Below are 22,723 nucleotides of genomic sequence, written 5' to 3'. Positions count from 1 at the left end.
CGTCGGGGGCGGTCGTCGATCAACGGATGCGGGGGGCGATGGACCCGTTCGACGAGGAGCGGCTGCGGCCGCTGCCGGCCGAGGCGCAGCGGCTGCTGGCGCGGGCCGGCGCCCCGCCGCGGCTGCTGGCCCACTCCCGGCTGGTGTGCGACACCGCCGCGCAGGTGCTCGACGCGCTGGCCGAGCGGCACCCCGGCCTGCCCGTGGACGCCGGCGCGGTGCTGTTCGGCGCCGCGGTGCACGACATCGGCAAGACCGTGCACCCCGAGGAGCTGTCGGTCTCCGGCCACCGGCACGAGCCGGCCGGCGCCGCGCTGCTGGCCGGGTACGGCGTGCCGCCGGAGCTGGCCCGATTCTGCGCCCTGCACGCCGACTGGGAGCGCGAGGCCGCCACCCTGGAGGAGCTGCTGGTCAGCCTGGCCGACAAGGTCTGGAAGGGCGCCCGGGTGGAGTCGCTGGAGCTGCGGGTGGTGCGCGTGCTCGCCGCCGCGAGCGGCCGGCCCGAGTGGGAGGTCTTCGCCGCCCTGGACGACGCGCTGACCGCGATCGCCCGCCACGCCGACGCGCGCCTCGCCTACCAGGCGCGCCATCCGGTGGCCGGCTGAGCCGGGCCGGGCGGGCCGGGGCGCCTTGGTCAAGCTTCGGTCTGGTTCGCGGATTAATGTCCGCTCATGTGCGCCCGCGGCGCGGGACGGCGCCGATCCGGCGGGGTACCGTCCGGGGGAGCGCCGTCCGCGACCCGGGAGGGGACCCGTGCCCATCGAAGCGACCAGGCGGCAGCTGCTGCGCGCCGGTGCCGCCCTCGGCCTGGCCGCCGCGCTGCCGGCCGTCTCGCCCGCGGCGCCGGCCGCCGCCGGCGTGCCCGACTCCCCGCGCTTCGACCTGACGGCGCCGTCCACGGCGCTGCTGCGCGAGCGGCGGCTGCACAACGCCACGGTGCTCCAGTCGCTGGCCTTCGACAACACCAACCGGCGGCTGTTCACCGTCCAGCTGGTGCAGGGCGGGCTGACCCTGACCGGGGAGTCCGGCCCGGTCAGCGGCGCCGAGCGCGCCCGCCGCGGCGACCTGGTCGTCACCCGGCTCGACCTGTCGGGCGAGCGCACCGGCCGGATGTACCTGAAGGGCTTCGGGCACGGCGTGCAGATCGGCGCCGAACCGGTGGGCCCGGACAGCTACCTGTGGACCGAGACCGACGCCGTCAGCGACGGCACCGACGCGTGGGGGCGCGCCCTGGCCCGCTTCCCCTTCACCGACGGCCAGGTGCTGACCCCGGCCGCGGCGGACCTGGAGAAGCATGAACCGGTCCCCGGCGCCACCGCCACCACGGCGGCCGTCGACCCGGCGCACGGCCGGCTGGCCATGCGCTACCGGCGGTCGGGGCGGACGCGGGTCGCCGTGTACGCGCTCGACGACCTCAGAGCCCGCCGCTACACCCCGCTGGCCGACGTGGCCCAGCCGCCGGCGGTGGCCGCCGAGCACCCCTTCCAGGGCTACGCGGTGCACGGCCGCTACCTGTACATGCTGGAGGGCAGCGCCTACGGCACCCCCGGCTCGGCCGAGCCGACCGGCAACACCCACGTCACCTGCGTCGACCTCGGCAGCGGCGCGGTGGTGGACCGGCGGCTGACCCGGGCCGGCTACACGCTGCCGTTCCGCGAGCCCGAGGGCATGGCCGTCCAGCTCGACGGCTCCCGGGCCCGGCTGTGCATGGGCTTCGCCTCCGGCGAGGCCGGCGCGCGGCTGGCCAGCGTCTACTACAAGGACCTGCTGGTCTGAGCCGCCCGCCGGGCGGGCTCCGGTTCACGTCCGCGCGTGCTCCGGCAGGGTGAGGATCTCGGCCCCGTCGCGGGTGATGGCGATGGTGTGCTCGCTGTGCGCGGTCCGGCAGCCGGTCGCGCTCCGCAGCGTCCACCCGTCGGCGTCGGTGACCAGCCGGGCGGTGTCGGCCATCACCCAGGGCTCCAGCGCCAGCAGCAGGCCGGGGCGCAGCCGGTGGCCGCGGCCGGGCTGGCCGGTGTTGGCGACGTGCGGGTCCTGGTGCATCGTCGAGCCGATGCCGTGCCCGCCGAACTCGGTGTTGATCGGGTACCCGGCTTCGCTGAGGACGGTGCCGATGGCGTGGGAGATGTCGCCGACGCGGGCGCCCGGCCCGGCGGCGGCGATGCCCGCGGCGAGCGCGCGCTCGGTCGCCTCGATCATCGCGAGGCTCTCCGGGGGCCTCGCCTCGCCGACGATGAAGCTGATGGCGGCGTCCGCGGCGACCCCGCCTCTGGAGACGGCGAGGTCGAGGGTCAGCAGGTCGCCGTCGGCGAGCGTGTAGTCGTAGGGCCGCCCGTGCAGCACGGCGTCGTTGACGGCGGTGCAGATGTAGTGGCCGAAGGGGCCGCGCCCGAAGGACGGCTCGTAGTCGACGTAGCAGGACAGCGCCCCGGCCTCGATGATCATGGCCCGGGCCCACCGGTCGATGTCCAGCAGGTTCGTGCCGACCGCGCTGCGCCCCTTCAGCGTGTGCAGGATGTCGGCGACCAGGGCGCCGGTGTCCTTCGCCCGGGCGAGCTCGGTGGGGTTCAGGATCTCGATCATGCGGCGCCTTCCTTGCTTCCAATAACTATCCCGGTCATATTATCCCGGTACTAGAATCCGAGCCATGGTCAGGTTGCCGCTCACTCCCGCCGAGGTCGAACGCGGACAGCGCCTGGGCGCCCTCCTCCGCCGGGCCAGGGGGGCGCGCTCGCTGCTGGAGACCGCGCTCGACGCCCGCGTCTCACCCGAGACCCTCCGCAAGATCGAGTCCGGCCGGGTGGCCACCCCCGCCTTCCCGACCATCGCGGCCATCGCCGAGGTGCTCGGTCTCTCGCTGGACGAGGTGTGGGCCGAGATCAACCGGCCGGAGGCCGAGGCCGGATCCGCGCGGCCCGGCGCGGCGCACGCGAGCGGCTGAGCCCCCGGCCCGGCCCGGTCAGTGCGGTTCGCCCGCCTCGCAGTCCGGGCAGTCGGCCACCGGCCCCTCGGGGCAGGGGACGCACTGCTCCTCGGCCGCCTGCGGCTCGGCGGTGATGGTGGCGGTGCTCGCGGTGTTGCCCGCCGGCGCCGTCGAGCGCGGCGGGACGAGCAGCAGTGCGCCCGCGCCGCCGATGCCGAGGTGGTCGTGCGGGTTGGACAGCTTGCAGTGGCCCAGCGACAGGCAGCCGCAGCCGATGCAGTCGGTCAGGTCGTCGCGGAGCCGGCGCAGCTGCTCGATGCGGTCGTCGAGTTCGGCCCGCCACGCCTCCGACAGCCGCATCCAGTCGCCCCGGGTGGGGGTGCGGCCGTCGGGCAGCCGGTCGAGGGCGTCGTGGATCGCGGCGAGCGGGATGCCCACCCGCTGCGAGGCGCGGATGAAAGCGACCCGGCGCAGGGTGTCGCGGGCGTAGCGCCGCTGGTTGCCGGCGGTGCGGCGGCTGCTGATCAGGCCCTTGGCCTCGTAGAAGTGCAGCGCCGACACGGCGACGCCGCTGCGGGCGGCGAGCTGGCCGACGGACAGCTCGTGGACGGACTCGGGAAGTTGCGGCATGTCCACAGCCTAGCAAGACCTCAACTAATATTCAGGTCCATTTGCCGGGGTGTGCCCGGACCTGCGGCTTTCCGCATGGCGCCGGGGCGGAGCCGTCCCTAGAGTGGCGGGGTGCCCCCAGCAGCCAGGCCGCCCGGACAGGCGGCGGACCGCCGCGCGTTCCGGCGCCGGGCGCTCAGCCGCCTGCTCTGGCCGGCCGGACTGGCGCTCGGCCTGCTCAGCGCGCTCGCCGGAGCGGTGCTGCTGCCGGCCGGGGCGGTGCCGCTGCTGCTCACCGCCGCCTGGCCGCGCCCGCACCGCGCGGTGCTGCGCGCACTGCGGGCGGCGGCGGGCGCCCTCGTCGACCTGGACCGGCGCAGGCTGGCCTACTACTACGCCGACCCCGGTGCCGCCGCCCTCCCCGAGGGCGGCCGCGCGGGCGCGTACCTGGCCGCCCGCGTCCCCGTCGGGCTGCTCGGCGGCGCGGTGCTGTTCCTGCTGGTGTGGGGGGCCGGCACCGGCCTGGGCGTCCTGGCGCTGTGGCTGTCCGGGCACCGGGCCGACGGCATCGCCCCCAGCCCGGCGATCGTCGGCTACTTCGCCGCCGTCGGCGTCGTGCTGGCCTACCTCGTGCTCCAGGGCATCGCCGGAGTGGTCGCGCTGGAGCGGCGGCTCGCCCGGCGCTTCCTCGGCCCCGACCCGCGCGAACTCCTCGAACGCCGGGTCGCCGAGCTGGCCACCAGCCGCGCCGACGTGGTGGACGACCTCACCGACGAGCGGCGCCGGATCGAGCGCGACCTGCACGACGGCGTCCAGCAGCGGCTCGTCGCACTCGGCATGCTGCTCGGCCGCGCCCGCCGCAGCCCCGACCCCGAGCGCGCCGACGCGCTCTACCGGCGCGCCCTGGAGGAGTCCGAGCGCGCCCTGCGCGAGCTCAAGGAGGTGTCCTGGCGCGTCTTCCCGGCCGCGCTCGACCACGGCGGGCTGAACGCCGCCCTGGAGGCACTGGCCGAGCGCGCGTCCGTCCCGGTGCGGATCCACTCCGACGTGCCCGACCGCCCGGCCAACCGGATCGACACCGTCGCCTACTTCGTGGTCAGCGAGGCCGTCACCAACGCCGCCAAGCACGCCTCGGCCGCCCTCGTCACCGTGCACGTCACCCAGCGGGACGGCCGCGTCGCCGTCCGGGTCGGCGACGACGGGGTGGGCGGCGCCGACCCCGCGGGCGGCGGCCTGTCCGGGCTGGCCCGCCGGGTGGCGTCGGTGGACGGCGCCTTCGCCGTGCACAGCCCGCCCGGCGGCCCCACCACCGTCACCGCGGAGCTGCCGTGCTGACGGGCCCGCCCGGGCCGCGCCGGACCGCACCGGCCGGCGCGACCGCCGTCCATGGGAGTACTCCGTGCGCGTGATCCTGGCCGACGACTCCACCCTGCTGCGCGAAGGTCTCGCCCGGCTGCTCGCCGACGAGGGCCACGAAGTGGCCGCCGCGGTGGCCGACGCCGGCGCCCTGCTGGCCGCCGTCGCCGAGCAGCGCCCCGACGTGGCGGTCGTGGACGTGCGCATGCCGCCCACCCACACCGACGAGGGCCTGCGGGCCGCGCTGGAGATCCGCCGCCGCTGGCCGGACGTGGGCGTGCTCGTGCTCTCGCAGTACGTGGAGAAGCGCTACGCCACCGAACTGCTCACCGGCCCCGCCGACGGCGTCGGCTACCTGCTCAAGGACCGCGTCGTGCGGGTCGAGGAGTTCCTGGACGCCCTGGAGCGCGTCGCCGCGGGGGGCGCCGCCTTCGACCCCGAGGTCGTCAGGCGCCTGCTGGCCCGCACCACCCACACCGACCCGCTGGCCCGGCTCACCCCGCGCGAGCGCGAGGTGCTCGACCACATGGCGCAGGGCCAGACCAACGCCTCCATCGCCGCCCAGCTGCACATCTCGCAGAGCGCCGTGGAGAAGCACGCCAACGCCGTCTTCGACAAACTCGGCCTCAGCCACACGACCGGCTACAGCCGCCGGGTGCTCGCGGTTCTGCGCTACCTGGGGTCCTGAGCCCGCCGGTCCGGCAGGGCGGCCCGGACGGCGCGCCCGCGCGAGCCGGCCGGTCCGGACCCGCGACGGTTGGGGGACGTCCCGGGTCCGGACCGGAAGGGCGCGCGGCGGCTCCCCAGCGGGACGGGTCCGCCCGGCCCGCCGGTCCGACCGGTGCGGTACGCGCCTGCCGGCCGGGGGTGAGACCGGCGGCCGGGCGGCCGAGGCGCCGTGCACAGGCGGTGAGCAGGGCTCCCACGGCCGGGACGCCCCGAAGTCGGCCGTCGGGTCGGGGGACCCCCCGGTTTCCATTCTTCCGTGTCGACGGGCTGGGACGAGGCGGGCGGTGGGATCTGTGGACGGGCGGCCGGGCGGCCGGCGCCTTGTCCACAGGGCGGTGGATCCGGATGGCGCGTCCGTCCGGTGCCGGGTACCGGACCACCGGCCCCTTCTCCCGCCCCCGCCCCGGCGGCGCCCCCGGGGGGAGCGCCGCCGGGGCGCCGGGCACCGCGACGGGCTACCCGCAGGCGCCGATCCGCTCGGGGGCGGCCGCCGAGGGCGCCGCGCCGCGGCGGCGGGCGGCGGCCGCGGCCAGCGCGGCGGTCGCCGCCACGCACAGCCAGGCGAAGACGTCGCCCACCGCCCCGTACACGGTCCGCACTCCGCGCGTGGGCACCTCGGCCACCATCGTCTGCCGGTCGGTGCGGAAGTAGTCGACCCGCGCCAGAGTGCGGCCGAGCGGGTCGTAGCTCACCGACACGCCCCGGTTGGCCTGGCGGACCATGGCGAAGCCGTTCTCCACCGACCGGAACAGCGCGCCCCGCGCGTGCAGCTCGGCGATGCCCGCCCAGGTGTTGGCCGACACCAGCATCACGTCCACGCCCTGGGCCCCCGCCTGCCGCGACAGGTCAGGGAAGTCCGCGTCGTAGCAGATGATCCCGGACAGCCGCCCGAACGGGCCGTCGTGCACCGGAACCACCCCGTCGCCCGCCCGGTACGGCTCCAGGACCGGCACCGGGTGCGCCTTGTCGTAGGTCCACTCCACCGCACCGTCCGGCCCGACCAGCACGGTCTGGTTGCGCACGTACGGCTCGGCGCCCGTGTACACGGTCAGCGCCGACTGCACGTACACGCCGTGCCGCCGCGCCACCTCCCGGACCCGGTCCAGCAGGTGCCCGGCGTCGTCGCCCATGGTCAGCCCGGCCGACTCCGCCCAGACGACCAGGCGCGCCCCGGCCGCGGCCTCCCGCTCGGTCGACGCGATCAGGTCGTCGTTGACCGGGCCGAAGACCGCGCGCATCCGCTCCGGTCCCGCCGCCGCCATCTCCGGCACGGAGCCGAAGGCCGCCAGCCCGCCGGCCATCTCCTCCCAGGCGGCGCGGGACGCGCTCACCCCGGCCACCCGCACCGTCGGCCCCGTCGACGGCAGCAGCGCCAGGCGGGCGCCCCCGGCGGCGAGGACCGCGAGCAGCACCGCCGCGCACACGGCGGCGGTCCGCCGCGGGCCCGGCCCCGCGCCGCGCCGCGCCCAGACCAGCGCCGCGACGGACGCCGCCCAGGCCACCAGGAAGCTCACCCCGTACACACCGGTCACCGACGCCACCTGGATCAGCGGCAGATTGCCCGACTGGGTGGCGCCGAGCACGCCGTAGAGCACCCCGAACGGGGTGGCCGACGCGATCGCGAACTCCACCGCGACCTTGGCCAGCGGGAACACCAGGGTGACCGCCCAGGCGGTGCGCGGGCGGTCCGCCAGGCGGGGCGCGACGAGCCGGTCGACCAGGTACGGGACGGCCTGCGCCGAGCCGAGCGGCACGGCGAGGGCGAGCACCAGAGGGTTCGACTGCTCCGCGTTGACCAGCCAGAAGGCCATGGCGGCCGTCGACGACGCCCAGATCCCGAGCGTTCCGGGCACCGCTGCGGCGCCCCGGCTGAACACCAGCAGCAGCGCCGGGTACACCCATGCGGCCGCCGGCACGTCCCAGCGCCCCTGCACCGCCAGCAGCGAGACGGCCGTCCCGGCGAGCAGCCACAGGTACCGGCGGCTCACGCGTCCGCCCCGGACCCGCGGCGCGTCTCACGGTGCGCGGGGCGCCGCCGCTCCCGTCCGGCCGCCAGCAGCCGCGACACCGCGAACCAGGCGACGGCCAGGGCCGCGGCCACCAGCACGCCGCGGGAGAACAGCCCGGCGTACTCCTCCACGAGGTGCCAGTTCTCGCCGAGCAGGTATCCGGCCATGACGAACACGGTGTTCCAGATCAGGCTGCCGAGCGCGGTGTAGAGCAGGAAGACCGGGATCGGCATCCGCTCGACCCCGGCCGGAACCGAGATGAAACTGCGGAAGATCGGCACCATCCGGCCGAAGAACACCGCCTTCACCCCGTGCCGGGCGAACCACGCCTCGGTCCGGTCGATGTCGCTCAGCTTCACCAGCGGGATCCGCGCCGCCAGCGCCCGGGTGCGCTCCCGCCCCAGCAGCGCCCCGATCCCGTACAGCGCCATCGCACCCACCACCGAGCCCACCGTGGTCCAGGCGATCGCGCCGAACAGGCTCATCTCGCCCTGGCTGGCGGTGAACCCGGCCAGCGGCAGGATCACCTCGCTGGGGATCGGCGGGAAGATGTTCTCCAGGGCGATCGCCAGCGCCGCACCGGGCCCGCCCAGCGTCTCCATCAGCCCGACGACCCTGTCCACCAGGCCGTCCATCAGTCCACCCGAGCCGGGCGCCGCGACCGCCGCCGGCCCGTGCGAAGCGTGCGCGAGATCCTGTCCGATTTCTGAGAGCATGCCCGAACGCTACGGAGCGCACACCCGCCCCACCATGCGGGAAACCATCGGCCTCCACCGCCTTCCCGCAGCCCAGGGGGTGCGGTGGACCGTAGGGCGGCGCGTCGGCGCACCCGGCGCGCGGCCAAACCGCCCCCGGACGCGAGCCCGTGTCCCCAAGCTGTGGACGACGCCCGCCCGACGCCCGGTCGATCCACAGCCCACAGGGCCGGGCTTTCCCCGACGCCCGGCACCAGGAAGAATGGTGTGCAAGGGGGCTCCCCCTACGACGGCGCCGGAGGCGTCGACGGGGCCGGACGGCCCCCGTCCGGCCGCCGGCCGGCGCGGCCGCCACCGGCGGTCCGCGCGGCGGCCTCAGGCCGCGTCCCCCGCTCGAACGCACCGCGCCACTGGGCGCAGTGCTCGACGTAGCCGGGCAGGTGGACGGCTGCGAAGCGCTCGGCCGACCACGCCTCGGGCCCGGCCACCACCCCGGGCAGCGACACGTAGCACCAGCCGTGCCGTCCGTCGGTCGTGGTGAGGCGGCGCAGGTCGTAGAGGTCGGCGTCCTCGAAGGCGTCGACCACCCGCCACTCGGGCGGAGTGAGCCCGTGCAGCAGCAGCCCCTCGGCCGTACCGCCGCCCGCCGCCAGCACCGGGTAGACGCGTCCGGGCAGCGCCAGCGCCCGCCACCCGGCCACCCGCGCGGGCTCGTGCGCGGGCACCCGGTCCAGCAGCGCCCGCAGCACCGCCGGGAAGCGCAGCGTGCCGTAGGCGAACAGGGTGTCGGGACGGGCGGCCGGCCGGTCGGGCGAGGGGGCTTGCGACACGGGTACCTCCGGGTGAGTTCTCAGAGCTCGGGCCAGGTGTGGGGCTCGACATAGGCGTGCTCGCCGCGGAAGTACCAGTCGGCCAGGTCGCCCAGCCGCTCCAGGCAGGCGTCGTAGTACTCCGCGGGGGACGGACGGGGGAAGTCCGGATGCGAGGTCCACGGCCCCACCCACGTCGCCAGGTGGTAGAAGCCCTCGGCGAGTCGGCGGTCCAGCAGCTCGTCCCCGGCGCTGTCCGCGCAGACGGCCCGCATCGCCCGCTCCAGCCGGGTGAAGGCGGCCCGGTCCCAGGCCAGGTCCGCGCGCAGCCGGATCAGGAAGCTCCCGTCCTCGGCACCGAACTCCCGCAGCAGCACCGCTCTGGCATCGTCCGCGTCCATGCCCACAGCATGCGCCATCCCGCCCGCACCGCCGCGGGCCGCCCCTGCACCGGCCGGGTCCCGCCTCCGGCACCGGGCCCCGAACCCAGTCCCGCGCGGCCCGGCCTCTTGCACCGGGCCCAACCCCGCTCCGCGCCGCCCCGGTCTCGGCCTCGGTCCAGCCCTGCACTGGCCACGCGCCCGCCCCTGGCACCACCCCGGCCCTGGTCCCGGGCCCCGCCCGAGCGGCCTAAACCTCCCCGCGCCCGTCCGGCCGTCCCCGGCCCGTGCCGGAAGCGGCCGGAACCCGGCCGCCGCGTCCCGGGGTCTCACCGCCGTGTCGCCAGCGGTCGACGGGGCAACGAACATGGAGGCATCGTGAGTGGTCAGGCGCGCTGGACCGTCGTGATCGACGAGAGCATCGGACGCTACCGCCACCGCCACATCGCGGCGGAGGCCCGCGACGGCTACCCCACCCGCGCCGAGGCCCGCGCGGCCGCCCTCCACCTGGCCCGCGGCCACGTACCCGCCCGCCCCCGCGGCGCCGACCAACGCACGGTACTCCGCCACGACGAGGACTCCTACACCGTCATCGTCCAGAGCGCCATCCTCGGCGGCTACTTCCTCGTCAGCGTCGCGGAGGTCGTCGAGTAGGGGGCTGACGCCTGATCGGACCGGACGATCGGCGGACGGATAACGGATCGTTCACCTGGGTACGGCTGAATAGCCATATCGATAGATCGGGGCCAAGAGCCGCTACCCGTCGATCCGTCCGTGCGGCCGCGCACGCCGCACCCGACGCACGCATGCCACCACCTGAGGCCCCACCACCCAACGCCCCATCAGCGAGCACCACGGCCCCGCCGTGCTCCGCACGCCGCCCCGCATGAGCGGCACACCACCCCTACCGCCGTCGGCGCCCGACGTAGGGGGAGACCCCTTGCACACCATTCTCCCGCCGTTCCCAAGGCGCCGAAAGGGCCCGTCACGCCGCTGTGGACAATCGGCGCCCCGGGGCGCCGATTGTCCACAGCCTGGGGAAGGGGCTTGCGCGAGGCGTCCCGCGGCCCTCAGCCCGCCCCCGCCCGCACCGACCGAAAACCCGCTACGGCGATGTCAGCGCACCGGAGTAGTGTGCGTGTCGCACGGCGGACGGACCCCATGCCGCGCGCACCGATCGAGACCGACGCCGGGAGGCCCGCCGTGAGCATCGAGTTCCTGCTGACATCGCTCATCGTGGTCGCCACCCCGGGCACGGGCGTGCTCTACACCATGTCGGCCGGGCTGTCGCGCGGTGCGCGAGCGAGTGTGGTCGCCTCGATCGGCTGCACGCTCGGGATCATCCCGCACATGGTGGCCGCCATCACCGGCCTGGCCGCGCTGCTGCACACCAGCGCGCTCGCCTTCCAGGTCATCAAGTACCTGGGCGTCGCCTACCTGCTGTACATGGCGTGGACCACCCTGCGCGACAAGGGCGCCCTCACCGTCGAGCAGGACGGCGCCCCCTCGTCCGCGCTGCGGGTGATCACCTCCGGCATCCTGGTGAACATCCTCAACCCGAAGCTGACGATCTTCTTCTTCGCCTTCCTCCCGCAGTTCGTCAGCCCCGGCGAGACCAGCGCCTTCCAGCAGATGGCGCAGCTCAGCGCGGTGTTCATGCTGCTCACCTTCGTCGTGTTCATCGCCTACGGCGCCTTCGCCGCCGCCATCCGCACCCACGTCATCAGCCGCCCGAAGATCGTCACCTGGATGCGCCGCTCCTTCGCCGGCGCCTTCGCCGCCCTCGGCGTGCAGCTGGCCTTCACCAACCGCTGAACCCGCGCCGGTCAGCCCCACTCGCCACGGGCGATGCGGTACAGCACGTTCGGACGCAGCGGCCCCTCGGGCGCGGCCGGATCGTCGAAGGAGCCGGCCGGACGCATGCCGATCCGGCGCATCACCGCCTGCGAGCGCGCATTGGCGGCCGTCGTCACGGCGAGGATCTCGGCGAGCCCGAGCGTGCCGAAGCCGTAGGCCAGGACGGCCCGCGCGGCCTCGGTGGCGTAGCCGCGGCCCCAGGCCGCGCGGGCGAGCCGCCAGCCGATCTCCACCCCGGCGAAGGGCATGTGGTCCTCCACCCGGTCCAGGCCCGCGAAGCCGACGAACGCCCCCGTGTCCCGCACCTCGACCGCCCACCACCCGTATCCGCGCCGCTCGAAGTCCGCCTCGAACCGCGCCACGGAGGCGTCGCTCTGCTCACGGGTCAGCACTTCGCCCAGATGCTCCCGCACCAGCGGATCGGCGTTCATCGCCGCCCACGGTCCGAGGTCGGAGTCACGCCAGCGGCGCAGGACGAGTCGGTCGGTACGGAGTTCGGCCATGCCGCCCACCCGAACACGAGCCCCCGCCGCGGCGCGACCGGTTTTCCACGTGCGCACCCGCACCATCTGCGCGCGTGCCCGACCGGGACTCGGTTCTGCGACCGAGGCAAGGCAGGCCGCTCAGGAGAAGGCGGAGCGGGACGGCGGTCTCCCTTCCGCGCACGGCCTGTGCTGGACTGGCCCGACACAATCCGTCCACGGCAATGGAGTGAACGCGATGCCTCTCGACGGCGAATACGGCCCGAGTCCGGCGCAGTGGGTGCGTGAACAGGTCGAGCTGTACGAGAGTTCGGGCGGCACCCAGGGCACAACGCTCTGGGACACCGGCCTGCCGGTCGTCATCGTCACGATGCGCGGCGCTAAGAGCGGCCGGATCCGCAAGGTTCCGCTGATGCGCGTGGAGCACGAGGGACGCTACGCGGCCGTGGCCTCGAAGGGCGGCTACCCGCACCACCCGGTCTGGTACTACAACCTCAAGGCCGACCCGCGGGTGGAGCTCCAGGACGGCCCCGAACGCCAGGCCCTGACGGCCCGCGAACTCACCGGCGACGAGAAGGCCCAGTGGTGGCGGCGCGCGGTCGCCGCTTATCCGCCGTACGCCGAATACCAGGAGAAGACCGACCGCGTGATCCCGGTCTTCGTACTCGAACCCGAGCAGCCGGCCGGACCGGCGGCAGCCCCGGCGCCGGCGGGGAACTGAGCGTCGGACCCCACCCACCGGGCAAGGCGCCGCGCGCCGGGGACATGAGCCCGGCGCCGGCCTGGACGGGAGGCGGGACGGCCTCTGCCTCCGCCGTCGACCCCCGGAGGACATCGGGGACCGGACCACCGAGGTCGAATTCCGGCGCGCGTCGCCGATGTCGGCCGCCCGGGCGGCGGCCCCGGCCAGCCGGCGCCGTGCCGTACGCCGCTCGCGTCGCCCGAGCACGGCCTGCCCGCGAAACAAGCCGCGTCCCGGTGCCGCCACGGTCGCTGTCCACCGGTCCGCTCACCAAGGCCGACGCCCCCGAGGCGGCGTCCGCGAGCTCGCCGCGGCGAAATCCGAGAGCATCCGGCTGCGCCCGGCCCGACGCGACGTTCCCGCGAACGGAAAGAGGTCAGGTGAGCCGGAAGACACCCCTGACTCCGGCGTCGACCCTCGAAGCACTTCAGAACCGGTCGGCGTCCACCGGCCGCCCACCGGGGCCGCCCCCAAGGCAGCGTGCGCGAGCGCGCATCGTGGCGAAATCCGAGAGCAGCCGCCTCAATGCGGCTCGCCGCGACGTTCCCGGAACGCGAACGAAGCAAGGCCAGGTCAGACGGAACGGCCCCCACCCCTTCCGTCGACCCCGAAGGACTTCCCGACCGGACCAGCGCGGTCGAACTCCGCGCGCCTCGCCGACGTCGGCCGCCGCCGGGCGCCGCTCGCGTCGCCCGAGCGCCGCCTGCCCGTGAAACGGCCGCGTCACGGCGCCGCCACGGACCACGTCCACCGGTCCACGCACTCGGGCCGACGCGCCCCCGGTAGCGTCCGCGAGCACGCTGTGACGAAATCCGACAGCATCTGCCCACACCCGGCTCGACGCGACTTCGGACCGAACAGCCGGCACCCTCGCCGTCCGCCGGCACGGCGGGCGCGCACGGCGCCGAGACCGCACCCCGGTTGTCCCCGCTGCGCCGGTCCCGTCACGGCCGCTCGGGCACGATCGCCGCGGCGGCCTCCTTCGCCCAGGCGCTCGCGCGCCCGCTGGCGGTGGCGGCGTCCTCGCCGAAGACCAGGGCGGCGAGCTGGGGGACGGCGTGCGGCCAGGCCGCCAGCCCGACCAGGCCGAACAGGAGCGGGGCGGCCTGGTCCGGGGGGATGCCGAGCCGCCGGGCGAGCCCGTCGACCTTGCCGCGGTACTTGGCGGCCCGTTCGGCGGTGCGGCCGTGCTCGGGCGGCAGTTCGAGGGCCTCCCACTGGAGCAGGCGCAGCAGGTCGGGGTGGGCGCGGTGGTAGCCGCTCACGGCCTCGACGTACCGGGAGGCCAGTTCGCCCGCGCTCCCGGCGTCCTCCGGCAGCGGCACGACCTCGAGCAGGTCGTTCAGCGCGTCGGTGATGACGGCGGTGAACAGGCCCTCCTTGCTGCCGAAGTAGGCGTAGATCCGCTGTTTGTTGACGCCCGACAGCGCCGCGATCCGGTCGGTGCGCCCGCCCGCGAGCCCGTGGCGGACGAACTCGGCGCGCCCGGCGTCGAGCAGGGCGCGTCTGGTCGCGGTGGTGTCGGCCATGCCGCCGAAGTCTAGGGGCGCGGGACACCTGGATGCAACCATCCGGTTGGTTGCTCCAACCATCCAGTTGGTTGTACGGTCGCCGCGTGACCGAGACACCCACTCCTCCCCGCACCGCCCCCTTCGCGTCCACCGCCGCCTTCACGGCCGTCGCGTCGGTCGTGCTGCTCTCCCAGCTCTACGGCTCCATCGCACTGTTCGCCCAGATCAGCGCCGACCTCCACGTCGATACCGCCGCCGTCGGCCTGCTGCAGAGCGCCTTCGGCGTGGCCTACGCGGCCGGATTCATCCTGTGGGGGCCCGCGGTCGACCGCTTCGGTCCGCGCCGGACCATGCTGGCCGGACTGCTCGGCCTCGCCGCGATGACGGCCCTGGCTGCCTCGGCCGCCTCCTTCGGCTGGCTGATCGCCGCCCGCGTCGGCCAGGGGCTGGCGGCGGCAGCCTTCGCGCCCGCCGCCTTCGCCTACCTCGGCACACGGCTGGCCCCGCCGCGGCGCGTGGCCGCGGTGACCATCCTGACCAGCTCTTTCCTCGCCTCAGCGGTGATCGGCCAGCTGCTGGCGCAGCTCGCCGTGGACCACGCCTCCTGGCGCTGGTTCTTCGGCCTCAGCGCCGCCGCGCTGCTGGCCGTCGCGGCCGCGGCCGCGGCCGTCGTGCTCCCGGCTCCCGCACCCGGCTCCGGTGGCGCCCGGCCGCTCGCCGCCCTGTGGACCCTGCTGCGGCGCGGCCCCGTCCTGCTGCTCCTGGTGGCGACCTCGGCGGTACTCGGCCCCTTCATCGCGCTCTACACGGCGGCCGGCGCCTCCGGCTCCTTCCCGGCCCACGAGCTCACCGCGATGCGCGCCAGCGCGCTGCCCGCCCTGGTCTGGGCCGCGTTCGCGACGCCGGTACTGGGCAGGATCCCGGCCCGGGTCCGCCTCGTGGGCGCCTTCGCCGTCGCGGCCGGAGCCTGCGCCGCACTGGCCGGGCCCGCGGACGGCCGCACCGCCGTCACCGTCTGCCTGTTCGCCATCGCCGCCGCGGTGTCCGTCGCCGCGCCCGCCATGATCGAGACCCTGAGCGGCCACGCGCCCGAGCTGCGCGGCACCGTCACCGCCCTCTACACCTTCTGGCTCTTCCTGGGCGCCGCCCTGTCCCCGCTGCTGGTGACGGCGGCGGCCGCCTCCCTGCCCGCCACCGCGACGGCGTCCGCCGCGGCACTGGCCGCCGGCGCCCTGCTCACCCTCGCCGCACGCGCCGCCCCGGCGCGGGGATGACCGCCGCCTCGGGCCCGCCCGTACCCGGGCGGTGCCGCGGCCGCGCGGTGGTGAGCAGTCGCCGGTCGCCCGCTCACACCGCGCCGGGACGGCGGGCGGCGCCCCGGGGACGAGCACATCTGACGTCACGGAGCCGTTTTGACGTCTTAATGACGTCAATATGTGTCATACTGGCACCATGAATGTGGCTGCTGCCTCGTATGCGTCCACGGACGCCACCAAGAGATCCCTCGCGCCCGACCTGGCACGCGGTTTCATGCTGCTGGCCATCGCCATCGCGCACGCCCCGGCGTTCATCGCCGACTTCGACCGGGGCCCGGCCGCCCTCAACGCCGCGGCCGAGTTCTGCAAGCACCTGCTCGCCGACAACCAGGCCCGCACCCTCTTCGTCCTGCTCTTCGGCTACGGCCTCGGCCAGCTGGCCGAACGGCACCTGTCACGCGGCGGCGACTGGACCGACGTGCGCAGACTGCTGCGGCGCCGGGGCTGGTGGCTCCTGGTCATCGGCTTCCTGCACGCGGCACTGCTCGTGACGCTGGACATCATCGCCGCCTACGGCGCCACCCTGCTGCTGTTCGCGGCACTGGTACGGACCCGCGACGCGGTGCTGATGTGGACGGCCGCGCTGACCCTGGTGCCCGCCACCCTCATGGTCGCCTGGCAGGGCATGGTGGCCCTGACCCTCGCCGCGGACGGCACCCCGATGACCCTCGCGGAGTTCATGGCCGACGACTACCTGACCCACGTCGTCACCAACGCCGCGCCCTGGCCGTTGGACACCCTGGTCTCCGTCGTCGCGGTCGTCCCGGGCATGCTGTTCGGCATCTGGGCCGCCCGCCGCCGCTACCTGGACGAGCCCGAACGCCACACCGCGCTGCTGCGCCGCGTCGCCGTCATCGGCATCGCGGCCTCCCTCACCGGCCGCCTGCCCGCCACCCTGCTGCACACCGGCCTGTGGACCACCGACTCCACCCCGCTCGCCTGGGCCGCGATGACCGCCCACACCCTCGCCGGCAACGCCGGCGGCATCGCCATCGCCGCCGCCATCGGCCTGGCCGCCATCCCCCTCGCCCGCCGCCCCGGCCCCGTCACCACCGCCCTGGCCGCCCTCGGCCAGCGCTCACTGACCTTCTACCTGTTCCAGTCCGTCGTCTTCGTCGCCCTCTTCTACCCCTTCACCCTCGACCTGAGCGCCGACATGGGCATCGCCGCCACCTACGGCATAGCCATCGCCACCTGGCTCCTCTCGGTCGCCCTGGCCGACTGGATGCGCCGCACCGGCAACCGCGGCCCCACGGAATCCATCCTCCGCCGCCTCACCTACGGGCGCAGCCCGTCGCGCTGACCATCGGCGAAGCGCGTCGATCCGTGCACGTGGCTGGCACCGACGAAGGAGGTCAAGCGCACTGCCCCGGACCACGCATCCCCGCATGCCGCGGTGTGCCACGGAACTGGCACACGGCCCCGTTCCCGCCGCCAAATGACAAGGCCCAGGTCGCCAGTAACCACCGTCTGACCTGGCTTCGTCGTGAGAGCGGATGGCGGGAATCGAACCCGCGTTATCAGCTTGGGAAGTCGATCCCCGCGAAACTCGGTGACCAGCCAACACGCTGACCTGTGGCGACACTAACGATCACCCCGTGATTCCCCGCATTTCCCCATGATCACCCGCCCCGTGGGGCACGTGTGGGGCACGCCGAAAGCATCGTCACACGCGCCATTGGGCGCGCTTCTCCTCCTGCCGCCACCTCACCGACGCCCAGAACCAGGGCGGCCCGGCTCGGCTACGGCGAGAACCGGGGACAGGGACCAATGCCGAGACGGGTCGTCCTGGGCAGCCGGGGGCCTGGGGGCCGGCAAGGCCCCCAGGGGGAACGCCATCAGCTGATCCATGGGCCAGACCGCAACGCCCGGCATACGCGGCGCAGCTCCGCCACGCGTCCGTATATCGGCAACTGATCAAGCGCCACGGCCTACGTCGCCACCCGCTCGCTCGGCGGGACCGGGCGCCAGCCCGCAGCCCGCCGAGCGGGCGGCCGCGACGGCGCGGAGCGCCGTCGCGCTTGATCCAGTACAGCCGGATTCGGCAACTTCGCCCTTTCTGGCTGTGTAATATATGGCCGTGAATGTGTCAAGCATTGCTGCATTGCTATCGGCGCTGATACCTGGAATTGCGGCAATCGTGCCTATGCTGCTCGGTCAAAGCAGAATACGCAGAAACCTGCGGCACGATATCGAGCTATTGAAGGAGTTGCCTGAGAATAGCGACGCGCGTGCATCTATAATGCAGCATGTCGAATGGCAGGCTGCGAGGCTCCGGGCTCGGGAGGAGACCGGAAGTAGAGAGGTGGGCCTCGGAGTTTTTGCTATTATCCTCGCGGTTGCATTTGGATATTCTTCGATCTTCCTCTTTGGGCAAGGGGTTTGGTGGAGTTGGCTTCTAGGTGTGGCTTGCGCCTTTGTGGCCCTAGTGGCAACGTATGGAGTGTTGGACAGTTTTACAATAAAGGAGCGAGTAAAAAAGAAAGAAAAGAAATAGACCCCACTGGGGCTGCCTGTGGTCAAATAGAATTGATTGATCTAGGCTGTCACGCTGATGTGTAATTCAACCTTCCTTTTCGGTCGTCACCGATTCGAGTGCTAGTTCCCATGGAAATTCGTCCTGCTTCCCTTGTCCTGTTCCAGGTTCATGGGGTCTGAAGGCTTCGGTTTCAATCAGTACGGTCACACCTTCCCGGCGAAGCGTATTTACGCTTCTATCGAATGGATGGCGATTGACTAGTGCGGTGTTAACGAACGGGAGAATAACCACTGGGACGCCCATGCCGATCAACTCGGTTAGTACGTCGAGTGCGTAGTTATCTGCTATCCCGTTGGCGAGCTTATTGATCGTGTTGGCGCTTGCCGGGGCGATGATGGCGGCGTCAGCCTTGGGTGACCTAGGTTGTCCCGGACTTCGGTGACGGCTACGTACACGTCTTCCGGTCTGTTCCTCTAGAGCTGCAATGTCGATGAAGTCTGTAGCGGCTGGTGTTGCAATTACTTGAACATCAAATCCGCGCAGTTGCGCTTGTTCCACCAAACTACTGACTTGCCTTGCGGGGCCCGCTGCGCACACGACAATGTAAAGAGTTCTCCGTTTGGGCACCCAGATTCCTTGGATTTCTTGGCTTAAGACTGCCGAATGTCGTGGTCCTTGACTAGCGTGTCCACTACGTCCGACAGATCAGGAACGACAATTTCCGGGTTTGCCTCACGAAGTTCGTCTGCTGAGGTCGATCCCGATGTCACTGCGATGACTCGTGCTCCTCCATCGTGTCCAGCGGCTACATCGCGGACTGTGTCGCCGACTAGCACGGTACTTTCGCGGTCGAATTCGACGTTATGTTTGCTTGCTGCCCGATCTTGGGCTATGCGTACCAGTTCAGCGCGATCGGTGTTGTCGTCCCCATAGGCGCCGATGTCAAGATCCAGAGCATCGGCGATTCCGAATGCTTGTAGCTTTGCTATGGCGGCGGCACGCGTGTTTCCGGTCAATACCGACTGCACGATTGTCGGATGTTCTGCCAATTGCCGTAGTGCGGAAGCGGCGCCGGGTAGAACGCGTCCTCTGGATCGGAGCGCCCCGGCATGGCGGTGGTACTCCTCGGCCTGTACGCGGGCGAAGGTCTCGAAGTGGTGGGGCTGCTCCTCGATGCCGTGCATCTCTAGCGTCTCGCTGAAGAGCTGCGGCTCAGTGTGGCCGCTGGCGTGGACCATGTCGCGCATGGGTATACCGGTGGCGGCCTGGAAGGCGGCGCCGAAGACCTCCCGGCCGACGCCCCCGGTCTCAATGAGTGTGTGGTCTATGTCCCACAGCACCAGTTGGAGCTTGCTCATGCGGCTAGTGTGCCCTAGTCGGCGTCGGCTGTGTCCCGGCTCGGTGCACTGGCTTGGCCTTGCCCTGTCGGTCGGATCATGATCAGCAAGGAAGCGGCGAGATGAGTTCTACGCCTGAGATTCCCGTCGGAGAGCGCATCAAGTTCTACCGGACCGGTCAGAGGAAGACGCAAGCTGTGGTCGCCGGTCTTGCCGGTGTCAGCGAGGACTATCTTTCGCAGATCGAGCGCGGTTTGAAGTCGCCGACGATCAATCTGTTGCATAAATTCGCGCGGATTTTGAACGTTCCGATGGCCTCGCTGCTGGGAGAGTCGCCGATTCGACAGGACGGCGAGACGCATCCGGTCTCCTCGGCGATCAATCGGGCATTGATCCTGGGTGGTGGTCAGGGAAGTTCAGGAACGGTGGACTTGGAGTCACTACGGAACCGAGTCAACAGCGCGTGGCAGATTTGGCAGTCCTCTCCGAATCGGTATACGGAGTCGTCGGCCCTTCTTCCCGACCTTGTCATGGACGTGCAGGCGGCAGTACGGGATTCGAGCGCAGCCGCTGACCAACGTCGTGAGGCGTCTCGCATCGCAGCAGATCTGTACTTTTTGCTGCGTACGTTCACTAAGCGGATCGGGCGCGTCGATCTCTCCTTGTTGGTCGCCGATCGCGGACTCATGGCCGCTCAGGAAGCGGATGACCCGATCAGGGTCGCTGGGGCACGGTGGAACCTCGCGCACGTCCTACTGGCTCAAGATGATGAGAACGCGCCTGATGGCGCTGAGGAAACCGCTGTTCGTGCGATCGAGGATCTGAAGCGCACGGCAGGGGAGAGCCGGGAAAGCCTCGCCATGCAAGGTGCCCTCTGGCTCACAAGTGCCGTCGCCTCGGTCCGGAACGGCGACCATTGGGCGGCGCGTGACCATCTCCGCGAACGCGCGCTACCCGCTGCGCGGAAGGTCGGAGAGGGCAACGTCATGTGGACCGTCTTCGGTCCCACCAACGTGCAGCTCCACGCCGTAAGCATTGAAATGGAGACCGGAGAGGCGTCGGAGGCTCTCCGGCTTGCCGATGACGTCGATGCCACATCGGCCGCGTCGATCGAGCGGCAGACGACCTTCTCCTTGGAAGTCGCCAGGTGCTACGAGCAACGGCGCAACGACTCCGGCGTCTTCGTTCATCTGCTGAACGCCGAAGAGACAGGCCCGGAAGACCTCAAGTACAACCTGTTGGCCCGTGACCTCGTGCGCGGCCTGGTGAAGCGGGCGCGACCGTCGTATGCGCGACAGGTTCGGGCACTTGCGAACCGGATTGGGCTGTTCGAGTAGATCCGGACTATCGGCTCACCCGAACTGAGAGTTCGGGTTGCACGCTTCGTGCCGCCGTAGCCTGCGTGTCCCGTGATGACGCAGCTACGAGAGGACGTCGTTCCGTGCAGCACTCCGAGAAACCCACCACGCCGAACCCCTGCCGCAACTGTCGTGGCCGTGGTTGGAAGACGGTGCATCAGCGGCGGGGTGTCGTTGTGCAGCTTCCTGGGATGGCGGGTGTTCCGACGTCGCGTCGTGATGAGTGCTGGGCGTGTCGGGGGACCGGGCGGGCTGCGGCGTGATGGCGATCGGTGGAGGCGCCGGAAGCGGGTCGTCGCGGGTTCGGGCGGGTCGAGTAGGGCGGAGGTGTGTCATGGGTTGTGCGGTCGGGTCGGCTGCGGGTCGTGCTGGTGGTTCGGGTGAGTTGGTGGCGGTCCGGGCGGCGTTTCCGGGTTGGCGGGTGTGGCGTAGTTCGGTGACGGGCCGGGTGTGGGCGGTCGGTGCGGGTCGGGGACCGCGGGGCGGTTGGGTGTGTGCGGACAGCCCTGCGGAGCTGTCGGCGGTGTTGGAGGCGCGGTTGCCTCGGCGTCGGCCGGTGGAGAAGGTGCGGCCGGTGGCCGAGGTGGCGATGCCCGTGGGTGACGAACTCGGCGAGCGGATCATCGCGGGTCTGGCGCGGTTGGGGTGTGCGGCGTGAGCGTGGCCGGGGCGGTGTCGGCTGCTGGGGCGCTGGTGGAGCTGGCTGAGGCGCTGCGGCTGCGGGGGATCGATCACGAGCTGCGGGCGGAGGGTCTGACGCTGCGGGTGTGGCGGGGTGTGTGCGAGGAGCGGGTTGCCCTGCGGCCGAATCTTGCGGATGGCGGTCGGTTGTGGTGGTGCGTGTGGTGGGCGCCGGCTCCTGATGCGGATCCGGGGGATGTGGGGGATCTGGATCCGGTGGTGCCGGTGGATGAGGTGGGGGAGTTCGCTCGGCGGGTGGATCGGGTGCTTGAGCCTGCGGTGTCCGCTCGTTCCTAGCTGTGGTCGTGCCCTTGGCCGCGGGTGTGTGTGACGCACCCCTTCGCCCGGGCTGAGGGCTTCCCCTTCGCGTGCGGGTTGGGGCGCCGCTGGTGCGGTGACGCGGAGGGTGCCGCCTCGGGCGGCTGGCGGGTCGGCGTTGTGTACCTGTCCCTGCGGCGTCGACCCGCCTCTCTTTCTGGGGGTCCGGTGTCTGTGGGAGAGCGGGCGCCGGGCCTCCTTCCAAGTGCCGCCGCGCGGCCGGGGTGTCCCCTCCCGATGGTGCCTCGGTCGCGCGGCTTGTCGGTTGTTCGTCGGTGGTGGAGTGGGGTTGTGATGGCGTCGGGTGACGTGCTGATCAGTGTGTCCTTAGCGGCTCGGCGGACTCGGTATGAGCCGGGTGAGTTGGTGGCCTTGGCCGCGTCAGGTGAGCTGGCGGCGGTGAACGTGAGCGGCCAGTGGTGGTTTCACCCGGATGCCTTGCCGCCGCGTCGGGTGCCGGTGACGTCGACGGGTGAACTGCCTGATCTGTTGCTGCCCAGTGAGGTGGCGGGCTTGTTCAAGGTGCATGTGAAGACGGTGAACCGGTGGGCTCGGGAGGGCCGGTTGCCCTCGACCTGGACTGTTGGCGGTCGTCGCCGGTTTCTGGCCGGCCCGGTCCGGGAGCTGTTGGAACGCGGCTGGGATGGATGGGAGGAGGCGTGAGCGGGGTGGAATTGATGCTGACCTTCCCGGCGACTCCGGCGGCGGTGCCGTTGGCGCGGCGGGTGGTGGGGTGTCTGCTGCGGGATCATCCTCGGGTGCGGGATGCCGAACTGGTGGCGTCGGAGCTGGTGGCGAACGCCTTGCGCAACACCACTGATGGTCACGATGTGCGGCTGCTCGTCGGGATCGAGGGCGATCGGGTGCGTATCGATGTGCGTGATGACGGCACAGCGCCGACTGACCGGCCTGCGGCGGTGGGTGAACAGTACTGGCCGGGGATCGTGTCGCTGCTGGCGGACGGGTTCGGTGCGGTTCGTCGTCCCGAGGTCGGCCACCGGGTGCACGGGGAGCTGGTGGAAGAGGGGTGGCGGGTGCTGCCGGTGCCCTGATGCGGGGTGCTCCTGACAGGTTGGCCGGGCGCGGGTTAGGGTGCTTGTGCACATGAGTACTAGAGTCGTCAGGCGGTCGT

Annotated in this window: 24 protein-coding genes and 1 pseudogene; 15 read left to right on the top strand and 10 right to left on the bottom strand. The window is 72.3% G+C overall.

Annotation, left to right across the window (positions count from 1 at the left end):
- Positions 1-38: 38 nt before the first annotated feature.
- Both CLV72_RS29540 and CLV72_RS29535 read left to right on the top strand, forming a co-directional pair.
- Positions 39-605: an HD domain-containing protein gene (locus CLV72_RS29540; protein ID WP_211303166.1), complete on the top strand. Its 567-nt coding sequence runs from the start codon at positions 39-41 to the stop codon at positions 603-605.
- A gap of 148 nt (positions 606-753) precedes the next feature.
- Positions 754-1,776, top strand: coding sequence for a phage baseplate protein (locus tag CLV72_RS29535; RefSeq protein WP_106253149.1), 1,023 nt, complete (start codon positions 754-756; stop codon positions 1,774-1,776).
- Positions 1,777-1,800: 24 nt separating this feature from the next.
- Here the strand turns inward: CLV72_RS29535 and map are convergent, their stop codons facing one another.
- Complete coding sequence (gene map / locus CLV72_RS29530) at positions 1,801-2,583, bottom strand: type I methionyl aminopeptidase (RefSeq protein WP_106253146.1); 783 nt, start codon at positions 2,581-2,583, stop codon at positions 1,801-1,803.
- A gap of 64 nt (positions 2,584-2,647) precedes the next feature.
- Here map and CLV72_RS29525 point away from each other — a divergent pair, with 64 nt between their 5' ends.
- Positions 2,648-2,941: a helix-turn-helix domain-containing protein gene (locus CLV72_RS29525; protein WP_106253144.1), complete on the top strand. Its 294-nt coding sequence runs from the start codon at positions 2,648-2,650 to the stop codon at positions 2,939-2,941.
- A 159-nt stretch (positions 2,942-3,100) separates the two neighbouring features.
- Here the strand turns inward: CLV72_RS29525 and soxR are convergent.
- A pseudogene (soxR, locus tag CLV72_RS29520) lies at positions 3,101-3,553 on the bottom strand (redox-sensitive transcriptional activator SoxR); the annotation flags it as partial.
- 111 nt (positions 3,554-3,664) lie between these two features.
- Here soxR and CLV72_RS29515 point away from each other — a divergent pair.
- Positions 3,665-4,867, top strand: coding sequence for a sensor histidine kinase (locus tag CLV72_RS29515; protein ID WP_245930521.1), 1,203 nt, complete (start codon positions 3,665-3,667; stop codon positions 4,865-4,867).
- A 64-nt stretch (positions 4,868-4,931) separates the two neighbouring features.
- Positions 4,932-5,576 (top strand): response regulator transcription factor, encoded by a 645-nt coding sequence (locus CLV72_RS29510; RefSeq protein WP_170141168.1) that lies wholly within the window; start codon positions 4,932-4,934, stop codon positions 5,574-5,576.
- Between the two features lie 496 nt (positions 5,577-6,072).
- On the opposite strand, the gene CLV72_RS29505 is transcribed toward CLV72_RS29510, so the two are convergent.
- The 4 genes from CLV72_RS29505 to CLV72_RS29490 form a co-directional block, all read right to left on the bottom strand.
- Complete coding sequence (locus tag CLV72_RS29505; protein ID WP_106253142.1) at positions 6,073-7,605, bottom strand: nitrilase-related carbon-nitrogen hydrolase; 1,533 nt, start codon at positions 7,603-7,605, stop codon at positions 6,073-6,075.
- The gene (locus tag CLV72_RS29500; protein ID WP_106253139.1) at positions 7,602-8,261 is read right to left on the bottom strand and encodes a DedA family protein; all 660 of its coding nucleotides are present in this window, start codon (positions 8,259-8,261) and stop codon (positions 7,602-7,604) included. Before CLV72_RS29500 ends, CLV72_RS29505 begins: the two co-directional genes overlap by 4 nt.
- A gap of 344 nt (positions 8,262-8,605) precedes the next feature.
- Positions 8,606-9,151: a gamma-glutamylcyclotransferase family protein gene (locus CLV72_RS29495; protein ID WP_245930520.1), complete on the bottom strand. Its 546-nt coding sequence runs from the start codon at positions 9,149-9,151 to the stop codon at positions 8,606-8,608.
- Positions 9,152-9,171: 20 nt separating this feature from the next.
- On the bottom strand, positions 9,172-9,531 hold the full coding sequence (locus tag CLV72_RS29490; RefSeq protein ID WP_106253222.1) for a hypothetical protein: 360 nt from the start codon (positions 9,529-9,531) through the stop codon (positions 9,172-9,174).
- Between the two features lie 357 nt (positions 9,532-9,888).
- Here CLV72_RS29490 and CLV72_RS29485 point away from each other — a divergent pair, with 357 nt between their 5' ends.
- Positions 9,889-10,164 carry a hypothetical protein gene (locus CLV72_RS29485; protein ID WP_146159619.1) on the top strand — a complete coding sequence of 92 codons (276 nt, stop codon included), beginning with the start codon at positions 9,889-9,891 and terminating at the stop codon, positions 10,162-10,164.
- Positions 10,165-10,713: 549 nt separating this feature from the next.
- Positions 10,714-11,325, top strand: coding sequence for a LysE family translocator (locus CLV72_RS29480; protein WP_106253219.1), 612 nt, complete (start codon positions 10,714-10,716; stop codon positions 11,323-11,325).
- A gap of 11 nt (positions 11,326-11,336) precedes the next feature.
- Here CLV72_RS29480 and CLV72_RS29475 read toward each other — a convergent pair whose 3' ends face one another.
- On the bottom strand, positions 11,337-11,870 hold the full coding sequence (locus tag CLV72_RS29475; RefSeq protein ID WP_106253216.1) for a GNAT family N-acetyltransferase: 534 nt from the start codon (positions 11,868-11,870) through the stop codon (positions 11,337-11,339).
- 217 nt (positions 11,871-12,087) lie between these two features.
- Here CLV72_RS29475 and CLV72_RS29470 point away from each other — a divergent pair, with 217 nt between their 5' ends.
- Positions 12,088-12,570: a nitroreductase family deazaflavin-dependent oxidoreductase gene (locus tag CLV72_RS29470; protein ID WP_106253133.1), complete on the top strand. Its 483-nt coding sequence runs from the start codon at positions 12,088-12,090 to the stop codon at positions 12,568-12,570.
- A gap of 965 nt (positions 12,571-13,535) precedes the next feature.
- On the opposite strand, the gene CLV72_RS29465 is transcribed toward CLV72_RS29470, so the two are convergent.
- Complete coding sequence (locus tag CLV72_RS29465) at positions 13,536-14,120, bottom strand: TetR/AcrR family transcriptional regulator (protein ID WP_106253130.1); 585 nt, start codon at positions 14,118-14,120, stop codon at positions 13,536-13,538.
- Between the two features lie 86 nt (positions 14,121-14,206).
- On the opposite strand from CLV72_RS29465, the gene CLV72_RS29460 reads away from it, so the two are divergent.
- From CLV72_RS29460 to CLV72_RS31935, 3 genes are all read left to right on the top strand, one after another.
- Positions 14,207-15,376: an MFS transporter gene (locus CLV72_RS29460; RefSeq protein ID WP_170141166.1), complete on the top strand. Its 1,170-nt coding sequence runs from the start codon at positions 14,207-14,209 to the stop codon at positions 15,374-15,376.
- A 178-nt stretch (positions 15,377-15,554) separates the two neighbouring features.
- Positions 15,555-16,721, top strand: coding sequence for a DUF418 domain-containing protein (locus CLV72_RS29455; RefSeq protein ID WP_106253125.1), 1,167 nt, complete (start codon positions 15,555-15,557; stop codon positions 16,719-16,721).
- Between the two features lie 777 nt (positions 16,722-17,498).
- Positions 17,499-17,915: a hypothetical protein gene (locus CLV72_RS31935; RefSeq protein WP_146159618.1), complete on the top strand. Its 417-nt coding sequence runs from the start codon at positions 17,499-17,501 to the stop codon at positions 17,913-17,915.
- A gap of 66 nt (positions 17,916-17,981) precedes the next feature.
- On the opposite strand, the gene CLV72_RS29450 is transcribed toward CLV72_RS31935, so the two are convergent.
- Positions 17,982-18,494 (bottom strand): flavoprotein, encoded by a 513-nt coding sequence (locus tag CLV72_RS29450; protein ID WP_342755699.1) that lies wholly within the window; start codon positions 18,492-18,494, stop codon positions 17,982-17,984.
- A 53-nt stretch (positions 18,495-18,547) separates the two neighbouring features.
- The gene (locus CLV72_RS29445; RefSeq protein ID WP_106253119.1) at positions 18,548-19,255 is read right to left on the bottom strand and encodes an HAD family hydrolase; all 708 of its coding nucleotides are present in this window, start codon (positions 19,253-19,255) and stop codon (positions 18,548-18,550) included.
- A gap of 101 nt (positions 19,256-19,356) precedes the next feature.
- Between CLV72_RS29445 and CLV72_RS29440 the strand changes: the two genes are divergently transcribed.
- The 4 genes from CLV72_RS29440 to CLV72_RS29425 all read left to right on the top strand — a co-directional run bounded on the left by CLV72_RS29440 (position 19,357) and on the right by CLV72_RS29425 (position 22,643).
- A complete protein-coding gene (locus tag CLV72_RS29440) occupies positions 19,357-20,571 on the top strand; it encodes a helix-turn-helix domain-containing protein (RefSeq protein WP_106253116.1) in 1,215 nt (404 codons plus the stop codon).
- Positions 20,572-21,246: 675 nt separating this feature from the next.
- Complete coding sequence (locus CLV72_RS29435; RefSeq protein WP_106253113.1) at positions 21,247-21,570, top strand: hypothetical protein; 324 nt, start codon at positions 21,247-21,249, stop codon at positions 21,568-21,570.
- 315 nt (positions 21,571-21,885) lie between these two features.
- Positions 21,886-22,254, top strand: coding sequence for a helix-turn-helix domain-containing protein (locus CLV72_RS34030; protein WP_106253213.1), 369 nt, complete (start codon positions 21,886-21,888; stop codon positions 22,252-22,254).
- Positions 22,251-22,643 carry an ATP-binding protein gene (locus CLV72_RS29425; RefSeq protein WP_106253111.1) on the top strand — a complete coding sequence of 131 codons (393 nt, stop codon included), beginning with the start codon at positions 22,251-22,253 and terminating at the stop codon, positions 22,641-22,643. Before CLV72_RS34030 ends, CLV72_RS29425 begins: the two co-directional genes overlap by 4 nt.
- The last annotated feature ends 80 nt before the right edge of the window (positions 22,644-22,723 follow it).

The organism is Allonocardiopsis opalescens, from assembly GCF_003002095.1.
GTDB classification, from domain to species: domain Bacteria; phylum Actinomycetota; class Actinomycetes; order Streptosporangiales; family Streptosporangiaceae; genus Allonocardiopsis; species Allonocardiopsis opalescens.
This window is presented reverse-complemented; position numbering and strand designations above follow the sequence as displayed.

Bases quoted from the DNA above. Each gene is read 5' to 3' on its own strand.
- CLV72_RS29540 (WP_211303166.1), top strand. From the start codon at position 39: ATGGACCCGTTCGACGAGGAGCGGCTGCGGCCGCTGCCGGCCGAGGCG.
- map (WP_106253146.1), bottom strand. From the start codon at position 2,583: ATGATCGAGATCCTGAACCCCACCGAGCTCGCCCGGGCGAAGGACACC.
- CLV72_RS29525 (WP_106253144.1), top strand. From the start codon at position 2,648: ATGGTCAGGTTGCCGCTCACTCCCGCCGAGGTCGAACGCGGACAGCGC.
- CLV72_RS29500 (WP_106253139.1), bottom strand. From the start codon at position 8,261: ATGGACGGCCTGGTGGACAGGGTCGTCGGGCTGATGGAGACGCTGGGC.
- CLV72_RS29490 (WP_106253222.1), bottom strand. From the start codon at position 9,531: ATGGACGCGGACGATGCCAGAGCGGTGCTGCTGCGGGAGTTCGGTGCC.
- CLV72_RS29475 (WP_106253216.1), bottom strand. From the start codon at position 11,870: ATGGCCGAACTCCGTACCGACCGACTCGTCCTGCGCCGCTGGCGTGAC.
- CLV72_RS29470 (WP_106253133.1), top strand. From the start codon at position 12,088: ATGCCTCTCGACGGCGAATACGGCCCGAGTCCGGCGCAGTGGGTGCGT.
- CLV72_RS29465 (WP_106253130.1), bottom strand. From the start codon at position 14,120: ATGGCCGACACCACCGCGACCAGACGCGCCCTGCTCGACGCCGGGCGC.
- CLV72_RS29455 (WP_106253125.1), top strand. From the start codon at position 15,555: ATGAATGTGGCTGCTGCCTCGTATGCGTCCACGGACGCCACCAAGAGA.
- CLV72_RS29445 (WP_106253119.1), bottom strand. From the start codon at position 19,255: ATGAGCAAGCTCCAACTGGTGCTGTGGGACATAGACCACACACTCATT.
- CLV72_RS29440 (WP_106253116.1), top strand. From the start codon at position 19,357: ATGAGTTCTACGCCTGAGATTCCCGTCGGAGAGCGCATCAAGTTCTAC.
- CLV72_RS34030 (WP_106253213.1), top strand. From the start codon at position 21,886: ATGGCGTCGGGTGACGTGCTGATCAGTGTGTCCTTAGCGGCTCGGCGG.